13 protein-coding genes and 3 pseudogenes are annotated in these 12,699 nt (G+C 67.2%); 5 read left to right on the top strand and 11 right to left on the bottom strand.

What is annotated here, in order from left to right; translation table 11 throughout:
- Nucleotides 1-87: 87 nt before the first annotated feature.
- Nucleotides 88-168, bottom strand: coding sequence for a phosphorothioated DNA-binding restriction endonuclease family protein (locus tag IEY95_RS51195; protein ID WP_505994120.1), 81 nt, complete (start codon nucleotides 166-168; stop codon nucleotides 88-90).
- A 96-nt stretch (nucleotides 169-264) separates the two neighbouring features.
- Nucleotides 265-470, bottom strand: a pseudogene (locus IEY95_RS51190) (ScoMcrA-related endonuclease); the annotation flags it as partial.
- A gap of 419 nt (nucleotides 471-889) precedes the next feature.
- Here IEY95_RS51190 and IEY95_RS33610 point away from each other — a divergent pair.
- From IEY95_RS33610 to IEY95_RS33595, 3 genes are all read left to right on the top strand, one after another.
- Complete coding sequence (locus IEY95_RS33610) at nucleotides 890-1,618, top strand: hypothetical protein (protein WP_189189941.1); 729 nt, start codon at nucleotides 890-892, stop codon at nucleotides 1,616-1,618.
- 187 nt (nucleotides 1,619-1,805) lie between these two features.
- Nucleotides 1,806-2,192 carry a hypothetical protein gene (locus IEY95_RS33605; RefSeq protein WP_189189940.1) on the top strand — a complete coding sequence of 129 codons (387 nt, stop codon included), beginning with the start codon at nucleotides 1,806-1,808 and terminating at the stop codon, nucleotides 2,190-2,192.
- Nucleotides 2,193-2,933: 741 nt separating this feature from the next.
- Entirely contained in the window at nucleotides 2,934-3,290 is a 357-nt protein-coding gene (locus IEY95_RS33595; RefSeq protein WP_189189939.1) for a hypothetical protein, read from the top strand.
- Nucleotides 3,291-3,349: 59 nt separating this feature from the next.
- On the opposite strand, the gene IEY95_RS33590 is transcribed toward IEY95_RS33595, so the two are convergent.
- The 4 genes from IEY95_RS33590 to IEY95_RS33575 all read right to left on the bottom strand — a co-directional run bounded on the left by IEY95_RS33590 (nucleotide 3,350) and on the right by IEY95_RS33575 (nucleotide 6,787).
- Nucleotides 3,350-3,871: a hypothetical protein gene (locus tag IEY95_RS33590; RefSeq protein WP_189189938.1), complete on the bottom strand. Its 522-nt coding sequence runs from the start codon at nucleotides 3,869-3,871 to the stop codon at nucleotides 3,350-3,352.
- Between the two features lie 116 nt (nucleotides 3,872-3,987).
- Nucleotides 3,988-5,532, bottom strand: coding sequence for a site-specific integrase (locus IEY95_RS33585; protein WP_189189937.1), 1,545 nt, complete (start codon nucleotides 5,530-5,532; stop codon nucleotides 3,988-3,990).
- Nucleotides 5,529-5,864 (bottom strand): helix-turn-helix domain-containing protein, encoded by a 336-nt coding sequence (locus IEY95_RS33580; protein WP_189189936.1) that lies wholly within the window; start codon nucleotides 5,862-5,864, stop codon nucleotides 5,529-5,531. The genes IEY95_RS33585 and IEY95_RS33580 overlap by 4 nt, the downstream gene beginning before the upstream one ends.
- Complete coding sequence (locus tag IEY95_RS33575; protein WP_189189935.1) at nucleotides 5,861-6,787, bottom strand: tyrosine-type recombinase/integrase; 927 nt, start codon at nucleotides 6,785-6,787, stop codon at nucleotides 5,861-5,863. Before IEY95_RS33575 ends, IEY95_RS33580 begins: the two co-directional genes overlap by 4 nt.
- A 451-nt stretch (nucleotides 6,788-7,238) precedes the next feature.
- Here IEY95_RS33575 and IEY95_RS33570 point away from each other — a divergent pair, with 451 nt between their 5' ends.
- Together IEY95_RS33570 and IEY95_RS33565 are read left to right on the top strand one after the other, a co-directional pair.
- Entirely contained in the window at nucleotides 7,239-7,424 is a 186-nt protein-coding gene (locus IEY95_RS33570) for a hypothetical protein (RefSeq protein ID WP_189189964.1), read from the top strand.
- Nucleotides 7,417-8,256, top strand: coding sequence for a sigma-70 family RNA polymerase sigma factor (locus IEY95_RS33565; protein ID WP_189189963.1), 840 nt, complete (start codon nucleotides 7,417-7,419; stop codon nucleotides 8,254-8,256). The genes IEY95_RS33570 and IEY95_RS33565 overlap by 8 nt, the downstream gene beginning before the upstream one ends.
- A 29-nt stretch (nucleotides 8,257-8,285) precedes the next feature.
- On the opposite strand, the pseudogene IEY95_RS33560 reads toward IEY95_RS33565, so the two are convergent.
- The 5 genes and pseudogenes from IEY95_RS33560 to IEY95_RS33540 form a co-directional block, all read right to left on the bottom strand.
- A pseudogene (locus tag IEY95_RS33560) lies at nucleotides 8,286-9,456 on the bottom strand (IS1182 family transposase); the annotation flags it as partial.
- A 132-nt stretch (nucleotides 9,457-9,588) separates the two neighbouring features.
- Entirely contained in the window at nucleotides 9,589-10,611 is a 1,023-nt protein-coding gene (locus tag IEY95_RS33555) for a serine hydrolase domain-containing protein (RefSeq protein ID WP_189189934.1), read from the bottom strand.
- A 165-nt stretch (nucleotides 10,612-10,776) separates the two neighbouring features.
- Complete coding sequence (locus IEY95_RS33550; RefSeq protein WP_189189933.1) at nucleotides 10,777-11,346, bottom strand: peptide deformylase; 570 nt, start codon at nucleotides 11,344-11,346, stop codon at nucleotides 10,777-10,779.
- Nucleotides 11,343-11,660: a hypothetical protein gene (locus IEY95_RS33545; protein WP_189189932.1), complete on the bottom strand. Its 318-nt coding sequence runs from the start codon at nucleotides 11,658-11,660 to the stop codon at nucleotides 11,343-11,345. Before IEY95_RS33545 ends, IEY95_RS33550 begins: the two co-directional genes overlap by 4 nt.
- Before the next feature lie 456 nt (nucleotides 11,661-12,116).
- Nucleotides 12,117-12,461: pseudogene (locus IEY95_RS33540) on the bottom strand (transposase); the annotation flags it as partial.
- Between the last annotated feature and the right edge of the window lie 238 nt (nucleotides 12,462-12,699).

The following is a 12,699-nucleotide window of genomic DNA, read 5'->3' as shown; positions in this document are numbered from 1 at the left end:
CCGTTGAGCGACGCCGCACCCACCCCTCAAGTACTGCCCGCTGGGCATCCGTTACCGACAACGGCGAGATCTTCGGTCCACGACGATTCACATGGCCTGTCCGATAGCCCAGAGCAGGAGCGCGGGGCGGTGCACTGCGGTGCCGCCCGTGCGGCGTGCCGGTCGCACGTCTCCGACCCGCCTGTGAAAGGTCTTCGGCGGCTCCACCACAGTGAAGCCTTCTCGTTGCAGCCAGGCGACGGCGTGCTTGAGGCCGCCGCTGAACTGGGATGGCTTGAGGGCTTCTCCGAAGTCATACAGATGAGCAACGCCGGCGATGGCCTTGGAGTCGTGCTCTCTCCCACCGTGACCGAGTAGTAGGTGGCAGCCGCACGGAAGCCGTAAGTCGCAAGGAACGTCTCCCGCCCGACTCGATCGTGCTCCGCAATCGCTTGGAGAATCCCCGCGGGCGTGATCTCAGCAGGTGCCATGACCGACACGGTAGATCGGGGCACCGACAGAGCCTCTGGGGCAGGACAACTGACGCACTGCATCCCACGCCTGTACACGGACGGTCCTGCCTCTCAGGCCTTACTGCCGGGCCGGCCGAGGATGCCGTACGGGCCTGCCAGCCCGGCGCCCGGCAGGGTCGGCGAGCACTCGAGGACCGGCCCTGGCCCAACGGGGGCGAATGTCGGATGGCCCGCTGGTGCGTGCCCCGACGTCGGGTGGCGAGTCCGCGAGCGAAACGGGCCCTGCCTGGATCTCAACCCGGGTACGACGGACGCTTGAGGACAGGACGCTGAAGACGTAACTCTGGCGTAGCCGCTGTCAGTTGGCTGGTGCACGAGGTGGCGCTAATGCACACTATGGCGCGAGGCTTCGAATATCTAATTTCGGAGGTTTCGCCGTGGTGAAGCCTGAGTGTCAAGACATCGAAAGCCAACTGCAGTACGCCAGGAATGAGCTAGCCATTGCCCAACAGGACTGGCTGGCCGAGCCCGTGAACTCCGGAAACAAACAAAGGCTCAAGAAAGAGGTCACGAGGCTCTATAAGCAAGTCGTTGAGCTGGAGCACTCTCTGCGAGATTGCGAAGGTCTTCCGCAGTACCCCCACCCGGTCCGCGCACTCTTGAATAGCGTGGTGTCGGTCTCCGCTAATGCGTCCATATTCACTGCCGGTGGGGCCTCTAACGTCCCAGCTGGCATGACCTTCTCGAATATCGACTACGTAACTGTGGAGTTCACTTTTCCTGATACCGTCGTTGGGACGGTTGTTGCCGGCGTCCCTCCGTTTACGGTCACAAACTTCATAAGCGCCAAGACCACGTCAACAGTGGTTGGGGTCTTCGAACGATCGACTGGCCATATTGACCTACCAATGGCGCGTTTCGACGTTCGCCAGAGCTTAAACGTCGCTGCCAATGGGAGCGTAGACTTCATGCCCTTGACGACTCGTACGGTTCCATCGCCAATGGCTCCGGGTGGCATTCTGACGGGCATGCCACTAGACAGAAGTGTTATACCCGGGAGAGTCATCTTGGTTGGCTCATCCGTGATGCAGGGAGCACTCTGCTTTAATGGCACCTCCGTCGATCTGATGATTAATGGGGTGCTGTCGGCCTTTCCACCCGCGTAACCGTCATCGACAACGCCTCCAGTGCCGACCAGGCAGCTCCGCCTCTCGTCCTACTCTGGGTAGTTTGGACAGGCGATGTACGGACAACGACGTCGACCACCGGGGGCCCGCCATGTGGAAAGGTCTGCGATCCCGTCTCTCATTCGGCGGCCGGAAGTCCGGCGGGCACTCCGTCACGCGCCTCAGCGTGGACGGCCGCATTCGGCCACTGCACCGGGAGTTCGCACTCTTCACGCAGGCCGCGTCCCTCGGCGGCGACCAGGACGTCGCGCTGCTCGCGACCACCTTCCGCGCCTTCGCCTCGCCCTCCTCCGAGATGCCTCCCGCCGTCAGGCTGATAGCGGCACCGGGGCAGGACATCGACGCGATCAGCCGCTCGGCGCTGTACTGCCTGCGCTGCTTAACGGAGCACAGCATCTCCACGCTCGCGATGGGACCGCTGCAGGGGCGGGATCCGCAGCTCGCGTGCGTGAACTGCGGTTACCCCGACGCCGTACTGGTCCACGACCGGCGGCGCAGCGCCGGACACCGCGAGCCGCACGTCATACGGCACGTCGACGGCACGGGTCTGTAAATGAGATCGCCCGCATCAGCAGGACTTAATTATTGAAAACGATTGCCATCATGCCGTGGTCGGCGCAATCGTTCTCTTGACCACCCTTTACGGGGTCCCCGTAGTAATCGCCGAAAAAACAACGGGACGGCGCGATCCCCGAACAGGTCGCCGCCGAGCTCGGCGTCAGCCGCTCCACGCTGTACCGAGGACTGCGCAAGCACCGCGAAGGCGCCGCTGTCGAACCCATGGGACAGGAAGGCTGACCGCCGTCGGGCCGGGCCACATCACCGCAGGTCAGGGATATCCGTTGTTTTTTCGGCGATTACTACGGTGTGCGACATCCCGTGGGTTCTTCTGAGCCTCGTTGATCGGCTGGCCTGCTGGCCTGCTGGCCTGCTGGCCTGCTGGCCTGCTGGCCAGGGTGTTCTCCCTCATAGGGGTGTCTTGCCGTCGACTGATGCAAATTCGGGATTCCTGAAGCGTTCTCACGGTGCCCGACAGGTCATCGGTCGGGGTGAAGGTGGGGAAGAATCCCTCACCAACCGTGCCGACCCGCTCCACCTCGCCCTCGTCTTCGGCATCGACGAGAAGACCGCCATCCGACGCCGGCCTCGGTACTGGTGGGCTCGCGTATTCAACTGTCGCGAGTACTGCTGCCGAGAGTCGTTGCAGTCACTGTGTGTGCTGGGGCGTCGCAAGGGTGCACGGTCTGCCCTGTGCGCAACTCGCGTTCTGGCCGTCGAGGGCTAGCCTGCTTTCATGCCGGAGAAGGTGCCCCAAGCGATCAAGCGTGTGAGCAAGCAAGACCTGGTAGGACTGAGTTCGAAGAGCGAGCGGCTTAACCTCGGCAGGGGACGTGAGCCTGGATGGCTGGATCAGCACCTGGCCGACGATGCGACGGGGTCTCTGCGAGCGATCCTTCTTGAGCATCCCCCCAAGATCTGTTACCGCTCCCTCATCTTGATCAAGCGAGCCGACCGGGAGGTCGAGCACTTCCTGCTCGACGTGCTGCCGGAGGACTTCGACCGACTTGAGGACATCGCCGGCGACGCTCTGCTGGCCTTCATGCGCTGGGCGTTGATGCAGATTCCGTTGAGCCCCCTTCCTACGGAGTAGCAGGTGCAGTCGGCTGGCCTCAGTCTCCATACGTTCGCCCTCGGCGAGGATCGCGGCACTCACCGGCCAGCCTCGGGGCGGACCTTCCCGTAGCGCTCCCACGCCGCCTGCTTGGAGATACCGAGCGCTTCGCCGATCTGCGACCAGGAGTGATCCAGGTAGCTGGCGCGTAGGGCAGCGTCGCGGGCCTGGCGGGCGAAGTTGCCCTCCGACAGGCGGATCGCGGCCAGGGCGGCCATCGGCTTGTCCGCCTGGATCAGGGCGTCAAGCTGTTCACCGACATCGCGGATGTGCTTGGCGAGGGCTGCCGGGATGGCGCTGTCTTCGATGAAGATGATGTGCTCATCGCGCCACTCGGCCGTTGCTGCCCGCTCGGCCTCGCCCTCCTCGTCCGTGATCACGTGTGCCTCACCGCCCTGATAGCCGCCCTTCCCTTCCATGCCGGGAGCGGCGGAGGCACCGAGCCAGCCGCAGCTGCACGCGGCCACCAAGCCCACGGGAACGATGAACTCAGGGTCGGACTCGTCCAACACATCCCGGGTGCTGAACACATGCCCGTCGTACTCAATGGTCGTCTTCATGGCCGTAAGGTTTCCATTACGGCTGACTAGGCGTCAAGTCGAATCGTCAGGTTTCCATTACGGGATTGATCATCAGGTTGGTCGCAGGTCTCCGGCCGTGGTGCTGGTGTGACCACCTAATCAACTGTCGCCGGTCCTCGAGGAAGCCAGCCTGTTGGTGACCTTGCGTGATCTCCTGGGGCGTATCGGCTCCATGTCCCGCCTGTCTCTCTGATGAGGCGGCTGGTGGTCTTGTCGTGGTAGCCGAGGGCGTCCGCAACGACGGGGCCGGGTAGTTCGAGGAGTTGCTGTCGGATGGCAGCACCGCGGGCAGCGGCGGCCGGGACCCCGACCTCGTTCAAGAGCGCAGACAGGTGGTCGGGGCGAAACGGCTGGCCCGCCCGGCGCCCGGGGAAGAGCCAGCAGGATGCAGGGTTGGTAGCAGTGTTCATGTTGTCGCGGTTTGCGATGTGCTCCAGCAGCAGCGCGGCGACCGGTGCAGGAACGGGCGAGGCTGGCTCGCCGAGCCGTAGAAGCACGGTGTCGCCGTCGCGGATCACGTCGTCGACGCTGAGCCGGACGATACGGCTCACGGGCTGTGCGTAAAGGAGCCCGATGACTCCGGCGGCTCGGAGACGCATGGGTATCTCCGCGTCGGTCAGCAGCCGGCCAAGGGCATCGAGGCGCTCGTCCTCGCTCAGCGCGGCCCGCCGGGAGACTTTCATCGCGGGGATGGAGAGGGTGCGTCGACAGCGGCGGCTCTGCATTGCCCAGCTGAGGAAGGCTCGCAGGCAGGTGCGGCTGTGCTCGTTGTTCCCTACCCACCAGGCGTCGATGTCGATCTGACCGCAGGACGCGAGGGTGCTGTTGCGCTCGCCGAGCCACTGCAGGAATGCGGTCGCGTACTTGATCTGCTCGGCGGCGAACCGTCGGACGCTGGGTGTGATGTGGCTTCGCTCGGCGCGCGCCCGCAGCCGAGGAAGGACACGCCAGGTCGCGAAGAGCTTGATCGTCTTGACGTGCTCGGGGTCGGCAATGCGTGCCAGATGCCCGGGAAGCCAGCGTTGGAAGGAACACAGGTACTTGTCGACCGCGGGCAGGACTCCGCAGGTCATCAGGAGTTCTTCCAGGTGAGCGGCGGCCCGCCAGGGCTGAAGCTCGTGGAAGGCGTCGTGCGTCAGCGGGATCTCACCGAGGCCGAGCCGACGCAGCAACTGCGAGGCGTTTCCCGGCTGGCCGCGGCGCATCTCCAGCCAGGCCAGCCCGCTCCTGGGCTGGTCCATCGCCACCAGCAGGTCGAACAGCGGAACCAGCGCAGGGTGGATGTGTCCGGTGCCGTCGTCCAGGAGCGCCGTGAGGCGGTCGGAGAGAGTGCAGCGTTCACACAGTCGCCCGCCCAGAAGCTTGCCCTCAAAGCCGCAGCGTGAGCAGTCGAAGGTCTGGGAGAAGCCGGCGCAGGTGGTGCAGATCGGGGCCCCGTCACCGGGGCGGAGCCCGGGAAGGGCACGTTCCTGGCCACATCCCGGGCACGTCCCCCGTGTCCGGACGGCGCGGTCCGAGCAGGTCCGGCAGACGTATCCGTCCGGCCAACTGCCGCCCTTGTGCCTGCGGCGGCCGCAGCGGCAGCACTCGGCCATGTACCAGCGCTCGTACTGTTCGTCAGTGGCGTAGGTGCGGGTCATGAGTCGGGCAGGATGCGGGCGGCGCGGGGCCGCAGCTTCGCGACGTTCGCGGGCGGGGCGGGCAGGTCGTCGGTGGCGGTCTTGCGGACTCCGGCGTTCTCGGCGGTGGTGGTCACCAGGTTGGCCGGGGTGCAGGACAGGATGTCGCAGAGCGCGGCCATGATCTGCAACGACAGGCGTTCCGGGGTGCCGGAAACCAGGCGGTGGACCTGGGATGCGGACAGGTCGATGCCCCGTTCGCGTAGCAGCGGCACCAGTTCGGTGGCCGTGAAGATCTGGTGCTGGGCCATGACCTCGCGCAGCCGCCACACGTATCCGACCTTGCGCTTCATGCTTGCTTCCCGGTCTGGGTCTGGAGGGCCGCGGCGATGGTGGAGTCCAGATGCCGCCGCAGGGTGCGGGTGCGGAAGTCCGAGGACACGCAGGTGTAGAGCGAGGTGGTACTGGCGTGCTCGTGGCCGACTTGTTCCTGGACGAAACGCGGGTCCCAGCCGTCCTCGATGAGGTGGGTGACGTAGGACCTGCGGAAGGAGTGGAAGTCGAGTCCGTCGTCCAGGCCCAGGGCCTTGCGGTAGGCGATGAAGCGGGAGTTGAGCCGCTGGCAGCCGATCCGCAGGCCCCGTTCGGAGGGCCAGGCCGCCGGGTTGTTGTCGGCTCCGAACAGCGGGCGGACCTCGGTGAACCACTCGTCCAGGACGTCCGGGGGCCAGTCCCACACGGTCAGCACCCCGCGGCGCTTGGGCGGCGAACCTTTCTTGGCCTTGCCGAAGCGGACCAGGCACCGGCCGTACTCGCCGAACGCGCGCTTCTTCGCGTCCGCCTCGTTGTCCTGGACGTGCACCGCGGTGTTCCACTCGCGCACGACCTGGACGGGGTGGGTCCCGAACCGCTCCTGACAGGTCGCCGTCCACTCGTAGAGAGGGTCAGTGATGAAGTGGCAGAACGCCCGCACCGCCTCGGAGTACGAGCGGATCGTCGAACGCTTCAACTCTCGCAAAGAGCGCAGGTCACCGAGCCATTCGTCGACCATCGCCGGCGTCCAGTGCCACGGATAGGTGTTCACGTAGGCGGCGAACGCCTTCACCGTGTTCTCCCGGCCCTCCACGGTCGTGCGGGCCAGATTGCGGGCCAGCTGCTGGTTGGCGAAGCCGGTCAGCATCGCTGTGAAGACTTGTTCCTCCGGCCGCAGCAGCGCGACCCCGTCGACCAGATGTAGCCTCGCCGCCCCCGGCACCGACCCGCTGAACCCCACCATTCCGCCACCCTCCGTCACTCGCATTCGGTGCGAGAAAACCGCATCCGATGCGAGTCGGCCGCCGATCCGCACGCCAGCCAGCCATACGAGTGACGCGGCTGGCGTTCAGGTGCCACCACCCGCTAACGTCGCATGCCGCTTCAGGGCCTCAACCGCCCTGGTCACGCAGGGGAATTCGGGCATCCGCCGACGCCGCATCGCAGACCGTCGCGAGTTCGCATCCGATGCAATTGGCGGCGCTTGGAACAGCAGAACAGTGGTTGTCGGTAGCGGTGGTTCCGGTTCGGCGACTCCGCGCCCGGCGTCAGGACAGTACTCCCGCCCTCAGCCAAAAAAAACTTGGTCGCCGTGTCAAGAATCCGGCGGCCGAAGGACTGTCAGGGTGCGTACGGCCGCTGCTTCACGGTGAGGCGCTCGGGGCCGCAGACTGGAGGAGTTTTCCGTGGAGGGTATGGGCGTTGGCGCCGTCGTCGTGTTCCTGGTGGCCGTGTGCGCGCCAGGGCTGAGCAGCGTGCTGCAGAGCATCGCCTTCCGCATCCGGGCGGCCGGCAAGGCGGAACTGGTGCGAGCCAGGCAGGGGACAGGGCGCGGCACGGCCGGTGAGCGCCGCGCGGCGAAACAGGGGCGGCATGACTGAGCAGCAGACGTCACCACATGCCGAGGCCCTGTCGGACCTGGTCGCCGAGCGGTACGGGCAGCTGGTCGGCAACGCCCGCAAGCGGCTCGCGGCCCTCGACGTCCCGCCAGCGTGGGTGCACGCCGAGGACGTGGTGCAGAACGCCCTCGCGAGCGTCCTCACCCGCGCCGAGCTGGACGAGAAGCTGCGGCCGTACGTCTTCGCCGTCATCAAGAACGAGGTCCGGCACGTGGCCCGGCGCTACCGCTCCGGCCTGGCCTACAGGTCCAGAGACGCCGACGTACAGCTAGAGGCCTCTGGTCCCGCCGCCGATCACTGCGACGCAGCCGACCGGCGCCTGGACCTGCAGGCGGCGCTGAGCGCGCTGCCGCCGCAGCAGCGCACGGCGGTGCTGTGCACCAAGGCGCTGGGGTTCACCCAGGCGGAGACGGCTCAGGTCATGGGGAAGAACCCGGGGACAGTGGCCACCCATACGTCCCGGGCGATGATCACGCTGAGGCTGGCCCTCGGCGCCCTTGCCGTGGTACTGGTCGGCTGCGCCGTGCAGTGGCTGCGCTCGGGTGCGCTGCCCATCGAGCCCGCCGCGGGCGGTGACGCGGTGAAGACGCTGCTGTCCCAGCTGTCGCGGTGGTGGATTGCGGCGGGGACCGTCGTCGCCATGCTCGGCGCCGTAATGCTCGGGCGGCCGTTCGGAAGGCCCAGGCTCTTGTTCATGCGCGCTGCGGGGGCCGCAGCGGAGTGGTGGCGGGAGGGCCCGGACGCGGACGGACCCCTGCCCCAGGTGGATCACCCTCCTCCGGTGGCCCCTTGGACCAGCGACGGCGCGCGGTAGCCGCGGTCGTTGCCGGCCTCGACAGCCCTGCGGACCCTGGCCGCGTGGTGGGACCTGTTCGTCGTGGCCGAGGCGGCCCGGTAGCCATGAAGGTGTCGGTGCCACAGGACAGTTGGCGCTTTTTCGCAGCTTCGAGGTTCGTCTCGGAGCAGTAGCCGGCGTCAACCAGTGCCTGCTTGGGGTGGATGCCGGTGTTCGCGGCGGACTGGTCGAGCATCGCGTTGTAGTTCAGCGCGTCCGACGCGTTGCGGGTGACATCGGCGGCGGTGATGACCTGATGCTGCTCGTCGACGACGGCCTGGGCGTTGTATGCCTGGATGTAGGCGCCGTCGCTGTTCTTCATGATCCGCGAGTCGGGATCGGTGAAGTTGGCCTGCGCCTTGGGCTTGGGCCGGGCCTTGGCGGCGGTCGCCTCACCGGCATCGGTGACGGCCTCCTCGTCGGCGGTGCCGGCGCGCTCCTGGCGGCGGCGTTCCTTGTCCTCGGCGTGGCGGCGGGCCTTGTCGGCGGCCTCGGCCTCGATCTGGGCGCGGGCCGCCTGAAGCCTGGCCAGGCGCTTCTCGCGCCGGTCCAGCTCGGCGGGCAGGTCGGTGTTCTTGCCGTCGACACCGAACACTTGGTCCTCGGCTTCGTCGGTCGACTCGGCATCGGCGAGCAGGGCTGTGGCCTCGGTCTCCAGCTGGGCGATCTCGGCCTCGATCCGCTCTTCTTTGTCGATCAGGCGGCCGTAGCTCATCGCCTTGTGTTTGGAGGCGTTGGCCTCCAGCTTGGTGCCGTCCACGGCGACGCGGCCCATCTTGACCATGCCGAGCTTCTGCGCGAGGTGCAGGGACTGGGTGAACAGGTCGGCGAGCGCGTCCAGGTGGCGGCGGCGGAACCGGGCGATCGAGCGGAAGTCCGGGGCCTGGCCGGCGGCCGTGAAGCGGAACGCGACATCGTCGACGCACTTGCGCTCGATCGCCCGCGAGGAGCGCACTCCGGTGGTGTAACCGTAGATCAGCAGCCGCAGCATCAGGCGGGGGTCATACGGCGGGAAGCCACGCTTCTCGGTGTAGGCCGCCAGGATCGGGGCCAGGTCCAGGGCCTCGTCGACCAGCTCGGCGACGAACCGCGCCAGATGATCTGCGGCAGCCACTCATCCAGCGACGGCGGCAGCAACAGCGTCTGATCCGGGGCGAACACGCGGAACGTCTTGGTCACCGGTGCCGACGGCCCGCTCCCCGGCTTCACCCCCGCCGCCGGTTCCACCTCGAACAGACCATCCCCACCAGACATACCAAGATTCTTCCATACAGAAGATCACGAATGACCGGCGAGGTTGGCATTACCTTGTCAGGCATCAGGCATGACGAGGTATGTGAGTTGCCGCGCCATGGGCCACGCACCCGGCGTCGTGTTCGACACCACCGTCGCACTGAGCTGGGTCCCCGGATCGTAAGTCGTCTGGAACGAGACGCCCGCATCGTAGCCTGTGAGCAGCACGCGATCGCCCGCCCCGGCCAGCCAGAATCCCAGTCCGTAGCGGCGCTTCTTCGACGGCACGTCGCTGACCGGCGCGACCATGCGCTCCACCCACTGCTGCGGCACGATGCGGCCGCCGAACAGCGCCGACCAGAACGCCGCCACGTCCGCGGCCGTCGAGAAGATCCCGCCATCGCCGCTGCCGCGTACTGGAAGGTGCAGTGCATTGGTCCGATCGCCAGCCGCCCTGAGATAGCCGACAGCGGTCCGCTCTGGCAGTTCATCGGTACGGTCGAACGCAGTGTCCGTCATCCCGGCCGGTACACAGACGCGCTCCTGAACGAGATCGTGGAACGGCACACCGGCGACCCGGGAGGCGATGAGCGCGAGCACCACGTATCCGCCGTTGCAGTAGCAGAACCGCTCGTCCGGCCTGAACTTCGCCGGGTGGCCGTCCAGCACGGCCAGGTAGTCCTCGGTGTCGACGAGCGTGTGGACCGGCACCGAAAGCACGTGGTCGGTGACGTCGAAGCCCGCATCCTCGTCGAAGTAGTCACCGATGCCAGACCGGTGGGCCAGCAGGTGCCCGACAGTGACGTCGCCGCCGATCAGCGGCAGATCGCGGCCCAGCACCGACCGGGCGGTCGTCGCCAGATCCAGCAGGCCGTCCGCGACAAGCCCGATCACACACGCGGCCGTCAGGCCCTTCGTGCCGCTGGCCAGGGCGAACCGCGTATCCACGGTATTCAGGACCCCGAATCCCCGGAACGCCTCGCCGTAGGCCTTCGTGAACTCGGCCTCCACGCCACGGTGCACCGCCACAACCCCGGAGAACCCGTTCCACAAAGCCAAGTCATCGAGCGATCGCTCGGCGTCCGCAGTGACCAGTCCCATACGAACAAGCCTGCTCGAAACCTCCAAACCCCGCGACCGAATTCGCACCATCCTCGTAGCCAGCGCCACCCAACACCGGGAACCACCCACTGACGCCGAGAGCCAGAATTACTGACCCACGCTCCTAGCTCCGGGGCCTTCCCTGCGCGGGACTATCCTCCTCGATCAGGTGTCGTACGCCCAACTGCGGCCGGTCTGCCGGTATTGCTCGACTGGGATGGGTTCGGTGCCGGGCCGCATCCGGCTCAGGTACAGCAGCCCGTCAAGATGGTCGATCTCGTGGGCGACGAGCCGGGCAAGCCCCCGCTCGTACACCGTGGTGACCGTAGCGCCGTCGAGCGCGGTGGTCTCGACCGTGATGCGCAGGGGGCGGAGGGCCATGCCGCGGACGTCGAAGAAGCTGAGGCAGCCTTCGTACTGCTCGTCGGTGTCGTCGGAGGCGTCGGTGACGCGGGGGTTGAGCAGCACGATGGCGCCGGCGCCTTCGGCAGGAGGCTGGACGACGGCGGCCGCGCGGCCGATGCCGATCTGCGGGGCGGCGATGCCCATCCCCTTGGCGAAGGGGTGCACCTGGGCGATGCGCTCCATCGAGGCGAACAGCGCGTCCACGGCCTGTTCGGCGGCGTCCCGCTCTGCGGGGAGGTCGAAGGCGCGGGCCGCCTCGGTCAGGATGGGGGCGCCGTGCTGGACGACGCCCAGGTTGCGCATTTGCTCGCTGGGCCGAACCTCGGTCACTTGAACTCCCCTTGATTCACGTCCTGTTCGGGCCGCGCCCGGAATCGCCATTCGAGACGATAGCGAGCGTGCTGGGCCGGGCGGCCGGTCGACCAGGTGAACAGGCGCATTCCGTCCTCCTCCTGCCTGCCGGGGGCGCTGGGCAGCGGAGACGCCTCGGCGGTCATCGAGGTCTCGGTGCCCCACACCACCGGATCGAGCGCGGCGGGGAAGACGAGGGTGACTTCCAGGTGCTCGGTCTGCAGCCGTACGGCCCGCTGGAACCAGCGACCCCATTTGGTGTCGCTGACGGTGTAGGCGTACTCGATCCACACTGAATCGCCGGGGTAGAGCGGGAAACGCCCCTACTCGTTGTCGAAGAGCAGCCACACCTCCTTGAAGGCGTCGCGGTCGTGCTTGGCCTCCCAGCGCATCGCCACCCCCCGGCAGGTCGCGGTGAGCGCGAGTCCGTCCCAGGTGAGCGGGTGGACCCGGTAGTGGGCGTTCTAGCGCTCCGGGTCGCCGGGGTAGGGGTCGACTGAGATGCGGATCAGGTAGCGGGTGATCGGGGCGTCTCCGGTGTTGCGCAGCAGGCGGCGCATGGTGAGCCGGTAGAGGCGGCCGTCGCAGTCCAGACGGGCGGCGTCGTGCTCGACGACGATCGCCGAGCCGGTGGCGTACGGCTGCTCGGTCCGCCGCGGCGCTGGCACGGCGGCCGCTGCGGTGGTCTGGCGGGCGCGGGCCGCGTCGTACTTGCACCACTTGTGCCAGATCGCCTTGCCCGCGTTGAGCGTCTCCACCCCGTGCACGTATGCCTCCATCACCACGGCGAACAACGCCCGGTCGATCCGCCGACGCCGCTCCAGCAGCGACGGGAAGAACGACCCGGTCCGCACCTTCGGGATCTTCAGGTCCAGGTCGCCGGCCTGAGTGGTCAGCAGCCTCTCCCGGTGCCCATTGCGCCACGTCGCGCGCTGGTCGGAGTGCTCGCGCGGGGCGGCACCGATCACCTCGGTGACCTCGGCCTCGATGAGCTCCTGCAGGATGCGCTCGCACACCACCCTGATTGCCTCAACTCCGTCGGCCCTACGTAGTGACTCCAGCAGCCGCATCAGCTCAGACTGGGACAAGGCCATCGTGCACTCCTCCGGTTGAACTGCCCGTTCACCAGGGAGACTTGCGCGATGGCCTGCCCTTGCTCAGGGAGCAGTCGCAGGCAACGGATGCACGCCCCGAGCACCCACCCGCGCGTTCCGGGACCCCGCCCGGCTACACCACTTCATGGGACGCGATCGTGGTCACGGCCCGTGACGCCCGCGGACCGTGGTGCTCGGCCTGCTGGCAGCACGCTCGTCCCGGTCCCACCTGCGGCGA

The organism is Streptomyces albiflavescens, assembly GCF_014645835.1.
GTDB classification, from domain to species: Bacteria; Actinomycetota; Actinomycetes; order Streptomycetales; family Streptomycetaceae; genus Streptomyces; species Streptomyces albiflavescens.
This window is presented reverse-complemented; position numbering and strand designations above follow the sequence as displayed.